Annotated in this window: 13 protein-coding genes and 2 pseudogenes; 1 reads left to right on the top strand and 14 read right to left on the bottom strand. The window is 48.9% G+C overall.

Features of this window, described 5'->3' with window-relative positions; translation table 11 throughout:
* Nucleotides 1-85 precede the first annotated feature (85 nt).
* Nucleotides 86-370, top strand: a pseudogene (locus FHS60_RS03550) (transposase); the annotation flags it as partial.
* 681 nt (nucleotides 371-1,051) lie between these two features.
* Here the strand turns inward: FHS60_RS03550 and pflA are convergent.
* The 14 genes and pseudogenes from pflA to FHS60_RS03485 form a co-directional block, all read right to left on the bottom strand.
* The gene (pflA, locus tag FHS60_RS03545) at nucleotides 1,052-1,777 is read right to left on the bottom strand and encodes a pyruvate formate-lyase-activating protein (RefSeq protein ID WP_183695083.1); all 726 of its coding nucleotides are present in this window, start codon (nucleotides 1,775-1,777) and stop codon (nucleotides 1,052-1,054) included.
* A 164-nt stretch (nucleotides 1,778-1,941) separates the two neighbouring features.
* Entirely contained in the window at nucleotides 1,942-4,188 is a 2,247-nt protein-coding gene (gene pflB / locus FHS60_RS03540; protein ID WP_183695081.1) for a formate C-acetyltransferase, read from the bottom strand.
* Nucleotides 4,189-5,022: 834 nt separating this feature from the next.
* On the bottom strand, nucleotides 5,023-6,672 hold the full coding sequence (gene hcp / locus FHS60_RS03535; RefSeq protein WP_183695078.1) for a hydroxylamine reductase: 1,650 nt from the start codon (nucleotides 6,670-6,672) through the stop codon (nucleotides 5,023-5,025).
* 171 nt (nucleotides 6,673-6,843) lie between these two features.
* The gene (locus FHS60_RS03530) at nucleotides 6,844-7,512 is read right to left on the bottom strand and encodes a Crp/Fnr family transcriptional regulator (protein ID WP_183695075.1); all 669 of its coding nucleotides are present in this window, start codon (nucleotides 7,510-7,512) and stop codon (nucleotides 6,844-6,846) included.
* A gap of 82 nt (nucleotides 7,513-7,594) precedes the next feature.
* Nucleotides 7,595-7,864 (bottom strand): 30S ribosomal protein S15, encoded by a 270-nt coding sequence (gene rpsO / locus FHS60_RS03525; protein ID WP_009347848.1) that lies wholly within the window; start codon nucleotides 7,862-7,864, stop codon nucleotides 7,595-7,597.
* 141 nt (nucleotides 7,865-8,005) lie between these two features.
* Nucleotides 8,006-8,884 (bottom strand): lysophospholipid acyltransferase family protein, encoded by an 879-nt coding sequence (locus FHS60_RS03520; protein WP_183695072.1) that lies wholly within the window; start codon nucleotides 8,882-8,884, stop codon nucleotides 8,006-8,008.
* Nucleotides 8,885-8,911: 27 nt separating this feature from the next.
* Nucleotides 8,912-9,493, bottom strand: coding sequence for a helix-turn-helix domain-containing protein (locus FHS60_RS03515; RefSeq protein ID WP_183695069.1), 582 nt, complete (start codon nucleotides 9,491-9,493; stop codon nucleotides 8,912-8,914).
* A gap of 10 nt (nucleotides 9,494-9,503) precedes the next feature.
* Nucleotides 9,504-9,872, bottom strand: a complete 369-nt coding sequence (locus tag FHS60_RS10315) for a GNAT family N-acetyltransferase (RefSeq protein ID WP_311489539.1) — start codon at nucleotides 9,870-9,872, stop codon at nucleotides 9,504-9,506.
* Nucleotides 9,873-10,004: 132 nt separating this feature from the next.
* Nucleotides 10,005-10,415 (bottom strand): annotated as a pseudogene (folK, locus tag FHS60_RS10310) (2-amino-4-hydroxy-6-hydroxymethyldihydropteridine diphosphokinase); the annotation flags it as partial.
* Between the two features lie 33 nt (nucleotides 10,416-10,448).
* Entirely contained in the window at nucleotides 10,449-11,513 is a 1,065-nt protein-coding gene (gene queA, locus FHS60_RS03505) for a tRNA preQ1(34) S-adenosylmethionine ribosyltransferase-isomerase QueA (protein ID WP_183695063.1), read from the bottom strand.
* 83 nt (nucleotides 11,514-11,596) lie between these two features.
* On the bottom strand, nucleotides 11,597-12,382 hold the full coding sequence (gene truB, locus FHS60_RS03500) for a tRNA pseudouridine(55) synthase TruB (protein ID WP_183695060.1): 786 nt from the start codon (nucleotides 12,380-12,382) through the stop codon (nucleotides 11,597-11,599).
* A gap of 69 nt (nucleotides 12,383-12,451) precedes the next feature.
* Nucleotides 12,452-13,333: an undecaprenyl-diphosphate phosphatase gene (locus tag FHS60_RS03495; RefSeq protein ID WP_420837964.1), complete on the bottom strand. Its 882-nt coding sequence runs from the start codon at nucleotides 13,331-13,333 to the stop codon at nucleotides 12,452-12,454.
* Nucleotides 13,334-13,353: 20 nt separating this feature from the next.
* Nucleotides 13,354-13,611: a DUF3098 domain-containing protein gene (locus tag FHS60_RS03490; RefSeq protein ID WP_183695057.1), complete on the bottom strand. Its 258-nt coding sequence runs from the start codon at nucleotides 13,609-13,611 to the stop codon at nucleotides 13,354-13,356.
* 35 nt (nucleotides 13,612-13,646) lie between these two features.
* Nucleotides 13,647-14,519 (bottom strand): cell division protein FtsX, encoded by an 873-nt coding sequence (locus tag FHS60_RS03485; RefSeq protein WP_183695054.1) that lies wholly within the window; start codon nucleotides 14,517-14,519, stop codon nucleotides 13,647-13,649.
* Nucleotides 14,520-14,639: the final 120 nt, after the last annotated feature.

Raw genomic sequence — 14,639 nt, 5'->3', positions numbered from 1 at the left:
ATCAACAACAAATATACGAAAAATAATCCTCTTTTTGGGCTTTTATTGAAACTTCTTTTGAGGAAAAAGAAGAACTGCTTATCCCGAATTGGGGTTATTTGAAACGGCACATATAAGACTTGAATGTCCGTATCGGGTTAATCAGAAGGATTGGAAGCCTACATTCATTCCATTTGTCAAGGCAAGAATGAGAATCGAAACGCTGTTTTCACAACTTACAGACCAGTTTTTAGTCATAAGAAACTATGCTAAGATAACAAACGGTCTGTTTGACAGAATCATTAGCAAAATCAGCGCACTTACCGTGCTACAATATGTAAATTTCATCAATAACAAGCCTATCGGCAGAATTAAGTATGCGCTAAATTAATTCCGCCAATGGGTTTAATAAAGCAAAAAATACATATAATGGCTTTCATTAGGTAGCAACAAGTGTCTCACTGAAAGCGTAGAGAGAGCATTCTCCGTCTCTCCTCCACCAAGAAAAAACTCGTTTTTTTGTTGTCACGTTGTCACGCAGGATGGAAGATGCTGATAGACAGAAGCTTATGGGCGTGACAACGAAAAAATAAACTCTTGGGAGGGGGAGTGGGTATAATAAGCGCGTAAGCAGAGAACCTTGTGGGATTCCCAAACGCAATAAGGGCGTGAGCGGACAGAATAAGGGTGCAAGCGGAGAGCCTTATTGCATCTCCAAATGCAATAAGGGCGAGCGGAGAAGGCAATAAGGATACGGACGATGCAGCTGATTATATTTTCAGATCCCCTCTATAAAAAGTTTGGGGACATCTTTGGAAGCTCCAGTGAGGATATAAACAACGGTTTTTTTACATTACTAAAGGGAGAGAAAACTTCAGTGAAGTTTCTGAAAAGCTTCACTGAATGAAAAATTTTAAGAGCTATTCGCATTTTTAGTGGGAGCTGTCAACGCGGAAGATGCGGCAAGATGGAGGGGTGAGGCAGTAAAAATCCGCAACACTTGGTTGAACGGTGTTGCGGATAGAGCTAAATGGGCTGTTCGGCAATGTGGCGAACAGCTTATACTTTCTTATCAATCCTGCGTGAGGATGCGGCGCGCGTTTTCTATACGCTCTGCTGTGGGCGATGGCACGCCCTCGAGGGTATAGGGGATGTTGCGTTGCTTCCATTTGAAAAGTCCCAGCGAATGATAGGGTAACACATCGATGCGCTGGATGTTTTGGAGCGGGCGCAGGAAGTGGCGAAGCTCCGTGAGGTAATCGTCGTTGTCGGTAATACCCGGCACAAGGACATGACGCACCCAGATGGGTTTTCCAATCTCGGAGAGATAGCGCGCACAATCCAAGATATTCTCATTGGGATGGCGCGTGAGTTTCTGATGCTCCAGTGAATTGATATGTTTGATGTCGAGCAAGAGCAAGTCAGTATAGTCCATCAGCTTCTGGAATTTGCTGAAGAAAGGCTCTCGCCGGGTGAACGGTTGTCCGCAGGTGTCGATACAGGTGTGTATGCCGCGCTCCTTCGCCTTTTGGAAAAGCTCCGTCAGGAAGTCGATTTGGAGCAGCGGTTCTCCACCGCTTACGGTGATGCCGCCATCTTTCCCCCAATAGGAGCGATAGCGTTCGGCTTTGGCGAGGAGCTCTTCGGCGGTCATCTCCTGCCCCTGTCCAACTTCCCACGTGTCGGGATTCTGGCAATAGCGGCAGCGCATACCACAACCTTGAAAAAAAATGATGAAACGGATGCCTGGTCCGTCAACCGAGCCGAAAGATTCCGTAGAATGAATATGACCTGTCATATAATGATAAAGCCAAGCCCCCTCCACCTCTCTCGTATCAAGAGGAGTGTCCAGTTTTGCTTCGAACTCATCCGATCTATCCGATCAGTTGGAGGCTCAAACAAGAGGTTCTGGACACCCCCTCTCATGAGGGAGATGGAAGGGACTTTCCCTTTTCTGTTAGTTTACAAATTCTCGTGTGCGTGGCGCGCAATAACGTCGAGCTGCTGCTCGCGAGTGAGGTCGATGAACTTCACTGCATATCCGCTCACACGGATGGTGAAGTTGGCATATTCTTCCTTCTCGGGATGCTCCATAGCATCGCGCAGTTTGTCGACACCAAAGACATTCACGTTGAGGTGGTGCGCACCGCGGTCGAAATAACCGTCCATTACGCCAACCAGCGTGTTGGAGCGTTCCTCATCATTCTGTCCCAGTGCACCCGGATTGATGGTCTGCGTGTTAGAAATACCATCGAGGGCATACTCATAAGGCAGTTTTGCCACAGAGTTGAGAGAAGCGAGCAAACCATTCTTTTCTGCACCGTAAGAGGGGTTGGCACCTGGAGCCAACGGCGTGCCGGCAGCGCGGCCATCAGGCATTGCACCAGTATATTTACCGTAAACCACGTTAGAAGTAATGGTCAGGATGCTCGTTGTAGCCTCTGAGTTACGGTAAGTATGGAATTTGCGAATCTTCTTCATGAATGTCTTGAGCAACCAAACAGCGATTTCGTCAGCACGTTCGTCGTCGTTGCCATAGCGAGGATAGTCGCCCTCGGTCTTATATTCGATAGCGAAGCCTTCCTCATCGCGGACAGCCGTTACCTTGGCATATTTGATAGCACAGATAGAATCGACTACGTGGCTAAAGCCAGCGATACCCGTTGCGAAGGTTCGGCGCACGTTGGTATCGATGAGTGCCATCTCAGCAGCCTCGTAGAAATACTTATCGTGCATGTAATGGATGAGGTTCAGCGTCTTCACATAAACACCTGCCAACCATTCCATCATATCTTCAAAGCGAGGCATGAACTCTTCGTAGGTAATCACGTCGCTCGTGATGGGGCGGTAAGCTGGACCGCACTGCTCGCGGCTCTTGGTGTCTACACCGCCGTTGATAGCATAGAGAAGACACTTGGCCAAGTTGGCACGCGCGCCGAAGAACTGCATTTCCTTACCAGTTTGAGTGGCACTCACGCAGCAGCAGATGCTGTAGTCGTCGCCCCAAACAGGACGCATCACGTCGTCGTTCTCATACTGGATAGAACTGGTTACTACAGAAATCTTAGCAGCATAGTGCTTGAAACCCTGTGGCAGGCGTGAAGAATAGAGCACCGTGAGGTTGGGCTCGGGAGAAGGACCCATGTTCTCCAGCGTGTGGAGGAAACGGAAGTCGTTCTTCGTCACCATGGAGCGGCCGTCCATGCCCATACCTGCTACCTCAAGCGTAGCCCAAACGGGGTCGCCACTGAAGAGCTGGTTGTAGGAAGGAATGCGGGCGAACTTCACCATGCGGAACTTCATCACAAGGTGGTCGATGAGCTCCTGAGCATCGGACTCCGTCAGCGTGCCTTCCTTGAAGTCGCGCTCAAAATAGATGTCGAGGAACGTAGAAATACGGCCCACTGACATAGCAGCACCGTTCTGTGTCTTGATGGCACCGAGATAGCCGAAGTAGAGCCACTGCACTGCCTCGCGGCCGTTAGCAGCGGGGCGGGAGATGTCGAAACCATACTCAGCGGCCATTTCCTTGAGACCATTGAGGGCGCGAATCTGCATAGATACTTCCTCGCGCAGACGCACTACCTCGTCGATCATATCGCGGTCGCCCATGTTTTCCAAGTCGGCTCTTTTTTCAGCCACCAGGAAGTCGATACCATAGAGAGCCACGCGGCGATAGTCGCCCACGATGCGGCCACGACCATAAGAGTCGGGCAGACCCGTAAGAATATGATTGTGGCGAACGCGGCGCATCTCCGTGGTGTAAGCATCAAACACGCCATCGTTATGTGTCTTCACATATTTGGTGAAAATATCGTGGAGTTGTTGAGAAGGCTGATAGCCGTAAGTGGTGCAAGCCTGCTCGGCCATTTTGATACCACCGTAGGGCATGAAAGCACGCTTGAGCGGCTTGTCGGTTTGCAAGCCCACAACTTTCTCCAGTTCCTTCGTGCCTTCGCCAATGTAAGAAGGGGGATAGGCCGTGAGAGAAGAAACCACCTCGGTTTCCATGTCGAGTACACCGTCTTTAGCGCGCTCCTGCTTTTGCAGTTCTTTGAGCATACCCCAAAGCTTATCGGTAGCCTCTGTTGGGCCAGCAAGGAAGTCCTCTGCACCGTTATAGGGAGTGTAGTTTTTCTGGATAAAGTCTCTTAGGTCTACTTCTGAAGTCCATTGTCCTTCAGCAAAACCTCTCCATTCATTTCTCATAATTGTTGTCGTTATGGGTTATGTAATATGTTTTCGCTTTTGCCCAGCTCTCTAAACAAGTGTCATGCCGCTGCATGGCTCGATCACAAATGTATCCGACACAAGGTAGAGCGCTTCCAAGGGCACTGCAAAATTACACATTAATAGGACCTTTTGTGCTATTTTTATCTGGAATAAAGCTTATCATTCCTATGTTCTGATTCATTTTAACCCTTTTGCGGTAGTGCGCTCACTGTAAATGATACTTGCAAATTGCAATTTGTAGGATAGCAAAACCATTCTTTATTATTGGTGCATTCAGTATCCCCCGTTGTGGGTAGGAGACGATAAAGAGCGAGAGGGAGAGAACGATTCCCCAAATACGCATAAAAAACCGCCCGATTACTTGACATCGAGCGGTTTTCTTTTTGCGCGAGAAAATGCGCCTTTTAGCCATCCGCGCGCGGATTCTACTTACCTGCTTCTCCGCTTTTCGCAATGACAGCTCAGTTCTATACTTCAAAAGTCCTAAAAAACTGAGATTTCCAACAAAAATGGAGATTTTTAGCTTCATCCTCTTCGTCCGTACAATAAGGGCATCCGCCAACTTCCTTATTGCGCCAACCGACACAATAAGCCCGTCGGCCGACAGCTTTATTGTAGCGATGCGCGAGAGGCTTCGCCAGTCTCAGCAGAAGATGGCGCGATGGATTTTGAGGCATTCTCGGAAGAAGGAAAGTAAGAAATTCGTTGATATTTTTAGCCCACGAATATTCGCGAAAGAGGCGAATGGGCACGAAAAAGGAATCTCCCCTCTGTTAACCTATATTAGGATTGGCAGAGGGGAGATAGAAATCAGGCTAAGAACTTCTGGAGATCTTCATCGACGGTAGAGATGGTGCCCAAACCAAACTTCTCGATGAGAATCTTACGCACATTCTCCGACATGAAGGCGGGGAGCGTTGGACCTACATGGATGTTGCGCACTCCGAGGTAGAGAAGCGAGAGCAACACGATGACAGCTTTCTGCTCATACCAAGCGATGTTGAACACAATGGGGAGGTCGTTGATATCGGCCGCTCCAAAAATCTCTTTCAGTTTGAGAGCTACCAGTGCCCAAGAGTAGGAGTCGTTACACTGGCCTGCATCGAGCACGCGAGGAATACCGTTGATATCGCCAAGGTTGAGCTTGTTGTATTTATACTTGGCACAGCCGCTGGTGAGAATCACGCAATCTTTGGGGAGTGCTTCGGCAAATTCGGTGTAGTAGTTGCGGTTTTTCATACGTCCGTCGCAACCGCTCATCACAAAGAATTTGCGGATAGCACCACTCTTGACAGCTTCCACGATTTTATCGGCCAAGGCGAACACTTGGGCGTGGGCAAAACCACCTACAATCTCGCCGTGCTCTATCTCCGTAGGTGCTTGGCACTGCTTGGCCATCTCGATAACCTCGGAGAAGTCCTTGTGGCCGTTAGCATCGGGCAAGATGTGTTTCCAACCAGGATAACCGGTGGAATTGGTAGTGAAAACACGATCCTTATAATTGGCGTTGGGCAGTGGCGGTACAATGCAGTTGGTAGTAAATACTATCGGGCCATTGAACGTACTGAATTCTTCTTTTTGACGCCACCATGCGTTGCCATAATTACCCACGAGGTGCTTATATTTCTTGAGTTCTGGATAGTAATTGCCAGGGAGCATTTCGCCATGGGTGTAGACATCAATGCCCGTCCCTTCAGTTTGCTCGAGGAGTTCTTTGAGGTCGCGCAGGTCATGCCCCGTGATGAGAATACCAGGACGGTTGCCCACTCCGATATTGACACGAGAGATTTCGGGATTACCATACGCAGCGGTGTTGGCCTTGTCGAGCAACGCCATAGCAGGAACACCATATTCGCCCACGCGAAGCACGAGCGTATAGAGCGCATCGGCCGTGGCATCGGGGTTGGTGATGTCGTAAAGAGCTTCGCTCATAAATGCGATAAGGCTATTGTCGCGATGTCCCAAGCGGGAAGCGTGTTCATAATAGGCTGCTATTCCTTTGAGGCCGAGCACTACGATTTCTTTCATAGAACGGATATCCTCATTGGGTATGCGCAGAATGGTCTGACGGAGTCCCTCAGCATAATAGTCCTTGCGGCTACCAGTCCATGTAACTTCAGCCCAGTTGGGGAGTTCCACACCGTTTTGTTCAGCCAAGCCGATGAGTTGTTGCTTGAGGAGAAGGCCTGTATCGACCTTTGCCATGATACTTTCATCATCGAAATTGGCACAGCTGATAGTGGCAAAAAGCGCGTCGACGATGAAATCGCCCACGGCCTGCTCAGTGGTTACGCCAGCAGTGCGGAGCAAATGATCGATAGAACCCACACCGCGAGCAACGGCAATGAGGAGGTCCATATAAGTAGAGGTCTGTGGGAGTTTACCACACACGCCGCGAAGCGTACAGCCTGTACCTTTCACGGTTTCTTGACACTGATAACAAAACATTTGAGATTCCATACTTCAGAATAATTTAAATAGTTATGCGTTAATGGGCGCAAAAATACGGAACCCTCATCCGGGCAATGGTAACAAATGTTATCTGCGTGTAGAATTTTAGTTTTTTTAGTACTGAGATAAGGTGATGGCTCACCAGCTTACGCCCGATAAGCCACTTAAGAGGCGGACAAATCAGAGTTTGCTGCGGTCCACGATGCGGATGGTTTTTCCCTCTACGCGTATGGCTCCTTCCTCTTCGAGCGTGGCTAAGACGCGGAGGAGGGAGAACTTCTGTATGCCAAAGGAGTCGGCAATCTGCTGACGAGAGCGCGTGAGGGTGATGACCTCCGACTGCTGTTTGCTGGCAATCTGCTTGAGCAAAGAAACCACTTTTTCGCGCACGCTGAAAAGTGCCAGCACGCGCATCTTCTGAGTAAGGAAATAATTGATTTGTGACAGAACGAGGATGAAATTGGTGCGGATGCGCTCGTTGCTGTCGATGAGACGTTTGAGTTCGGCAGGCGTCATACGAAAAATGCGCGTAGGTTCTTCGGTTTCCACACTAACGGGCATCTCACTATTGGGTACAAAGATGAGAGCAGGAGCCATCAAACTACCTGGTCCTCGATGGTCCACTTCAACAAACTTTCCCGAAAGTCCTACCATGCGGGCTGTCATCTGTCCGCTGACAACGATGTCAGCATGGCGACAAGGCATACCGGCCAGCACATATATATCCTTTGGTGAATAGTCCACCAGCTTGTAATGAATCTGAGAAAGAAGTTCATCCATTTCCTGACTGGAGAACCCTTTGAACAAAGGACAGAGGCGAAGAGCCTCAATGAGTTGAGAATTTTCCATATCGCATTGAACAATAGGATAAAAAAAAGAAACGCCGCTCGCAAGGAGTGACGTTTCAAAGCTTTTGTGCAAGAAATCGGAATTACTTGCGAAGACCGAGAGCCTTGATAATGGCACGGTAGCGCTCGATGTCGCGATCCTTCAAATAATTGAGGAGGCGGCGACGCTTACCAACCAACATAACGAGGGCACGTTCAGTACTATGATCTTTACGGTTGGCCTTCACATGTTCCGTCAAGTGGGCAATACGGTATGAAAACAATGCAATCTGGCTCTCGCAGGAACCAGTATCAGAGTTAGACTTTCCGTACTTGCCAAAGATCTCTTGTTTCTTAGCAGAATCTAAGTACATAGTTTGTAATGAAATTAAATGATATTATAATGGTGCTCTCCGAGGAAAGCGGGTGCAAAGTTAGATAAAATTATTGGAGCAACAAGAAAAATACGGCGAAATAATTGATTTTCTTATCTCTATGCTGCTCAAAAGTATGATTTATGAGCGTTGGTGCTTCCAACGCTTGTGGCTCCAAAGCCAAATTTCGGGTTGGCGGCGGATAGTGGTTTCTAAGCGTTGCATGAAATCGGCCGTGAGCTGCCAATCGGGAATTTCGCGAGGGGTGCTGCTCATCAGTTCAAAGGTGGCTTCATAGTGACCGCGACTTTTCCGCTCTACATCAAGGTAGACGAAAGCGGCATTGAGTTTTTTGCCAATTCGCTCCGCACCTGTGAAGCAGGGCGTGTCCTGATGGAGAAAATCTACCCATTCGTGGATGTCGACGGGCTTGGGACTCTGATCGGAGATAAAGCCACAAACCACCTTTTTCCCTTCCGATTTGAGGCGGAGAATCTCGCGCAGAACGAGGTTCTTATCAATGTTGTGAGAACGGAAATGGCGGCGGAGCTTCAGAAAGAGTTGGTCGAGGAAGTGATTACGGATGGGTTTGTAAAGTTGGCACGGATAAATGCTTTCACTAAACCAGACACCGAGGGAAGAAACCCATTCCCAGTTGCCATAATGGCCGAGATAAATGAAGACAAAGTCGTGGTCGTGGAGGAGGGCTTCCACCTCGGGAATATTGGTGAAAACCATGCGCCGGCGTATCTCGCTCACAGACATGGAATAGAGCTTGAGCGTTTCAAAAATATAGTCGCAGAAATAATGGTAGAAACCGTTGATGATGCGGTTTCTCTCCGCTGGCGTCTTCTCGGGAAAGGAGCGTGCAACATTGCGGCGCACCACGCCAAGGCGGTAGCGCACCACATAGCGAACGAGAAAAAATAAGAGGTCGGAGAGAACGTAGAGCAGCCCTAAAGGTAGGCATGAAAAAAGCCATACGCAACCAAAACCAAACTTATAGAGAAGATTCTTCATAACATGATGCGGATTGAGAAAAGAGGGCTAAAGCTCATCGAGTGCACAGCGGCGCTGCGACGTGAGTTGCTTGAAACGCGTGGGCGTAAGTCCTGTTTGTTTCTTGAACTGTGTGCTCAGATAAGCTGTAGAGGAATAGCCGAGGCGCACGGCAATGTCGGAAAGTGGGAGTTCGTTGTAGACAAGAAGTTCCTTGACGCGTTCGATGCGATGGGCAATGAAAAATTTCTCCAACGTTTGCCCTTCTACAGCAGAAAAGAGATCGGAGAGGTAATGATAGTCGAGATGTAGGCGTTCTTGCAGAAAATCAGAGAGCCGAAGGTGGGAAAGACCGTCTTCTGCTCGCGCATAAGTCATCGTTTCCCGCTTGATGTTCTCGATGAGCTGCGAACGGCGGTCGCCGATAAGTTCAAAACCTACCGCCTCAAACTCTGCTTTTAATTTCTCTCGCATCTCAGGCGAGATGGGGGTGGAAAGCACCACTTCGCCCAAGCTGACGGATTGCACCTCAATGGCGTTGCGCTGCAAGATGTTTTCGACAGCCATGATGCAGCGGCGGCAGACCATATTCTTTATGAAAAGCGTGCTTTGCTTGGAGGTGTGAGGCATAGGGAGGGATTTAGTGCAGCTTCAGACTATCATATTGCTTGCAACGATACACATTTGTTTCGCGCTGTTCGAAACCCAAACTAACGTAGAGATTATTTGCCGCAGTGCGCGAAGGACGCGAGGTGAAATTGACCGAGTCCGCGCCATGACGAAAGGCTTCGCGAGCAGAGCGCAGGATGAGAGCTTTGCCAAAGCCAGCTCCGCGCACGGAGGTGTCTACTACCAAATCCTCCGCCCAGCCTTTTGTGCCTGTGGGGGATGCGGCTAAGCAGAGCGTGATAGTTCCAACAAGCCGCCCCTCGGGAGTAAAGGCTACATAAACCCATGTGTCGGGACGTTGCAAAAGAGCTATGATTTCTTCGGCAGTGAGGGGGCGCACTTGTTTCGATAGTTGGGGAAACAAGGCATTGAACTGTTCGAAGAGAGGAGTATCGGCAGGCGTGAGTGGACGGATGTTGTGACCATTCAGCTTATCGAGCAAGTCCGACACATACCCCTTTCCATCAATCCAAAGTTCGGGAGCGATTTCAGCCAAAGGTTCTAAAACAAAACGCCGCTCGGAGAGATGAGGATGAGGGAGTTGCAGCTCCGCCGTATGCACGGATTCGCCATCAGAACAAAGAAGATCGATGTCAATAATACGGTCGTGATACACACCTTTGAGGCTTTTCTGCGTTCGTCCCATCTCGCGCTCAATTTGTTGCGTAAGTGGCAATAACTCGGCGGGAGAGAGCGAGGTGCAGAACGCAGCTGCAGCGTTGAGAAACGGATGTTCTGATTCAAAGCCTACAGGAGCAGTTTCCCAGAAAGCAGAAAGGCGTAGCAATGTGCCCACCCGTTGCTCTAAGAGTGTCACAGCGCGCTCCAAGTTCTCCCGACGGTTGCCGAGATTAGAACCCAGACCTATATAGACAGTACTCATAGCCTCGTGGATGTCTTACGCGGTGCTCTGCTTTTAGTCTACAATCAGCATTGCATCGCCGAAAGGACCAAACATGTAGCCTTCTTTGATGGCTTCCTCATAGGCTGCCATCGTTTGTTCGTAGCCGCCGAACGCCGTAGTCAGCATGACCATTGTGGATTCGGGCAAATGGAAATTGACAACCATAGAGTCGGCAACAAGGAAGTCATAAGGTGGGAAGATAAACTTATTGGTATGTCCCTCAAACTCGCGGATGCGGCGGTCTGGCCCCACACATACTTCCAAAGCGCGTTGTACCGTTGTTCCGACAGCCAAAATATGGCGTCCCTCTTCCTTTGCTTTATTGACAGCGGCGCAGCATTCCGCGCCCACTATCATCTCTTCGCTTTCCATCTTGTGTTTGGTCAAATCTTCAACGTCTGTGGAACGGAAATTGCCAAGTCCGCAATGGAGCGTAAGGTAAGCCGTGTTGATATCTTGTATCTCCATCTTCTTCATCAGAATTTTGGAGAAGTGCATACCGGCAGTAGGTGCAGTCACCGCGCCCTCATGACGAGCAAAGATGCACTGGAAGTTTTCGATGTCCGACTCTCGATTCTCGGGGGTGCTAACGTGCCCAGTGAAACGAGGAATGGGAGCTTCGCCGAGAGCGTAGAGGGAACGCTTGAAATCTTCGTGTTCCCCCTCGTAGAGGAAACGAAGCGTACGGCCGCGGCTGGTAGTGTTGTCGATAACTTCGGCCACGATGTCCTCAGCTTCGCCAAAATAGAGTTTGTTGCCGATACGGATTTTGCGCGCTGGATCTACAAGTACGTCCCAGAAGTGTTGCTCATGGTTCAATTCGCGAAGCAGAAACACTTCGATGCGAGCTCCTGTTTTTTCCTTACGTCCATAGAGGCGGGCGGGAAACACCTTTGTGTCGTTGAAAACAAAAAGGTCGTGGGGCTGAAAGTAGCTCAAAATGTCGCCGAACTGCTTGTGTTCAATTTCTCCCGTTTGGCGGTGGAGCACCATCATACGGCAATCGTCGCGATGAGGGTTCGGATCCGGAGCTATCTGCTCTTGAGGGAGGTCGAACTTGAATTGAGAGAGTTTCATATCTTTTCTGTTTATGTTTTTCTCCTGCTCGCTTCTTCATGGTTACGGACAGGAGTTTTATTTCTATTATTGTGAGTGTGTTTTTAACCTAAAGTGGTGAGGGGTTCCTCGCCCAGACAATTGGCGGGCGTAAGGAAAGGAAATTCGGAAGGTATTGGGCCTGATGGCGGCTCGGTTTCGAGAGTCTGACTCTCCAACCAACGCTCGAAGTCTTCCATCTTCCAGCAATCTTCCACGCGGATGTCGCCCACACGAGTACGGCGCAGCGAGAGCAGGTGTGCACCGCTACCGAGACGCTCGCCGATGTCGCGACCGATAGAACGGATGTAAGTGCCTTTCCCACAAACAACGCGGATTTTCAGATAATCGGGCAGGCGCATTTCTAAAAGCTCTATTTCTTCCACACGGACGGACTTGGCTTTCAGAGGCACTTCCTCGCCATTACGTGCCAGTTGATAGGCACGATCTCCATTGATTTTACAAGCAGAATAAGCGGGGGGAATTTGCATAATATCGCCCTCGAGACTATGCAGCACTTCGCGCACCATAGCTTCGGTGATGTGTTCTGTGGGATAGGTCTGATCCACGGGATGTTCCAGATCGTAGCTGGCCGTTGTTTCCCCCAAACGCACCTCAGCAATGTATTCTTTGGTATGAGTTTGCAACGACTCGATGATTCGCGTGGCTCTACCGGTACAAATAATGAGTGTACCAGTGGCTAAGGGATCGAGCGTACCAGCATGACCCACGCGGATTTTATGTCCTGTCATGCGCTTAGTCAGCAACCAGCGAAGATGCCCCACCTCACTGAAAGAGGTGGCTCTGTAAGGCTTGTCGAAAGCTAAAATTTTTCCGTCGAAGAAGTTCAAGGCAGAAATATAATAAGGAATAATAATGTGCTAATATACTTTTGAGAAATGCTCCGAAGAGGCTATTCTCTAATCGGCCATCGTAAGCGGATAGCCGCAGAGAGCCATTCCGAAGATAAGCAATCCCACAATGATGCGATACCAACCGAAGGCTTTGAAACCGTACTTCGTCACATAGTTGAGGAAGAACTTAATGGCCAGAATAGCAACAAGGAAGGCGATGATATTACCCGTCAGCAAGAGCGTGAGATGATTACCCTGCAGGAGAGCATCGCCAGTTCCGTCTTTCAGGAGGTCGTAAACTTTCTTACACGTTGCTCCAAACATCGTTGGAACGGCGAGGAAGAACGAAAATTCGGCGGCTGCTTTGCGCGTCAACTTCTGTTGCATACCGCCCACGATGGTCGCCATCGAACGAGAGGTGCCAGGTAGCAACGCGGCGATACACTGATAGAGACCCACCATCAAGGCGCGCTTATAGGTGAGCGGCGTTTGTTCGCTACCTTTATTGAAAAGTTTGTCGCAATAAAGCATAAACACACCGCCAATGATGAGCATCGCCGCAACGGTATTTACACTACCGAGATTTTCATCGATGAAATCGCCCAATTTGAGCCCCACGACAACTGCGGGAAGTACGCCCACGATGAGTTTCAAATAGAACGGCCAGATTCTCCCCCACCAAGAGGTGTTTTTCCCTGCTTCAACGGGCGGGTTGAAGAAGCGGCGCCAATAGAGGCATACGACGCTCAAGATTGCGCCAAACTGAATAATAACGGTAAAGGCTTTAACAAACGGTGTGCTCTCCATATGTAAGAGCCCCTCCGTGATAATCATGTGGCCTGTTGAGGAAACGGGCAAAAACTCCGTCAAACCCTCAACAATACTAAGCACAATAGCTTCGAACCAATTCATATCGGCCGAAGCTGTAAGTAGAGATATGTCGAACATAATGATAGCTCCTAACGTGTTTACTTCTCCACTGAAGTAGCATTATCCTCCTTGTCGCGTGGACGGCGGATGATGCCCACAATCATAAAGAGATAGCCGAAGAGGCAAACAACGGGAGCTACCTTGATGCGCATTGCGCTGAAAATATCGGGATTGAAATGTGTGGCATCAGAGCCTTTTCCAGACATGAGTATCATGCCCAAGATAACGATAGCCATACCGATGGCTAACAGAATGAAATTGGTGCGATCAAACGCAAATACGTGTTTCTTTTCCATTGTTGGAAATATGTTTTTTTGATTTTTCCGAAAATTTATTTGAGATACATTTGCCCTTCACTCATACGCAGATAGCGATTCACGCAAATGTAGGCACACGCCAAGGTCATTACCAAGCCGCTCACAAAGATAGTGCCTATCGTAGAGCCTACAATGATTGGCGTAATCAGACTACCAATGTAGAGATCCTGCATCCACAGCAGATATATGCCCACGCCGATAAGCCCACTGGCAATAAGGGATGAAATCAGACCTATCGCAAAGGCTTTCCACATAAAGGGACGGCGGATGAAACTCCAGCGAGCTCCCACAAGCTTCATCGTGTGAATGGTGAAGCGGCGGGCATAGATGCTCATGCGTATCGTGTTGTTGATAAGCGCAAAGGAAACAAACGCTAAGAGTACGGCCAGCACGAGCAAAACAAGGCTCACCGTTGGAATCGTCTTGTCAAGACTGCGCATCTCCTCGATGGGATACACCACATCGGCCACGCCAGCGCGTTGCTTCAAGATGGGCACAAAACGTTTTAGGCTGTCCAAGTTGGCGTATTCTGCTTTCAAATACACATCAAACTCGGCTGGAATCGGATTATAATCTAAAAAAGCCTCGGGCGAATCTTCCATCACTTCCGACACTTGCTTCGTTCCTTTCTCTTTAGATACGTAGCTGGTGCGCAGCGTGTAGGGCTGTTCGCGCAAATATCGCTGAAGAAGGTACAGTTCCTGTTGCGACAAATCGTTATTGACCACTACGGCCACAGGCATTGTTTCGCGAACATCACGGCTGAAATTATTAGCGAAGAGAACGAAGAAAACCACGATACCCATCAAGATGAGCACCATCGTTGTACTGATGCAGGACGTCACCGTTGCAAAGCGGCCGCCAATATGCTTTTTTCTTTTGCTCATAGTTTGTATTTTTCGTCTAAACGAATCTACATAAGAACCCACTAAAGGGAAATTGATGCAAAAATATAAATATGTAAGGAAACCGGCAAAAGAATGTGTATATTTATATGATTTTCAGAA

Origin of the sequence: Alloprevotella rava (genome assembly GCF_014195585.1) — a bacterium.
GTDB lineage: Bacteria > Bacteroidota > Bacteroidia > Bacteroidales > Bacteroidaceae > Alloprevotella > Alloprevotella rava.
The sequence above is the reverse complement of the archived record's forward strand: the minus strand, read 5'-3'. Positions and strand labels throughout refer to the sequence as shown.